At 70.1% G+C, this 298-nt stretch carries 1 protein-coding gene; it reads right to left on the bottom strand.

Annotated features, from left to right (window positions below; all coding sequences use genetic code 11):
* Positions 1–278: dihydrofolate reductase family protein (locus AAH979_RS43245; RefSeq protein WP_346263915.1), on the bottom strand; the 278-nt coding region annotated here is incomplete at its 3' end.
* Positions 279–298: the final 20 nt, after the last annotated feature.

Raw genomic sequence — 298 nt, 5'->3', positions numbered from 1 at the left:
CCCTGGAAGATCGGGCCCAGCCCGGTCTGACCGGTGATCACGGGGAAGAGCGTCACCTGGACGCGGTCGACCAGACCGGCGGCCATCAGCGCCCGGTTCAACGACAGGCTGCCGTGCGAGCGCAACGGCACCTCGGACTCCTCCTTCAGCCGAGCGACGACCTCGACCGCGTCCCCGCGCACCACGGTCGCGTCCGGCCAGTCGAGGGATCCGTCCATCGTGCTCGACACCACCGTCGCCGGCAGGTTCCTCATCCGGGTCACCCATGGGTCACGCACCTCGGACTCCTCGGTGCTCG

This window comes from Plantactinospora sp. ZYX-F-223, assembly GCF_039649625.1.
GTDB lineage: Bacteria > Actinomycetota > Actinomycetes > Mycobacteriales > Micromonosporaceae > Plantactinospora.
The sequence above is the reverse complement of the archived record's forward strand: the minus strand, read 5'-3'. Positions and strand labels throughout refer to the sequence as shown.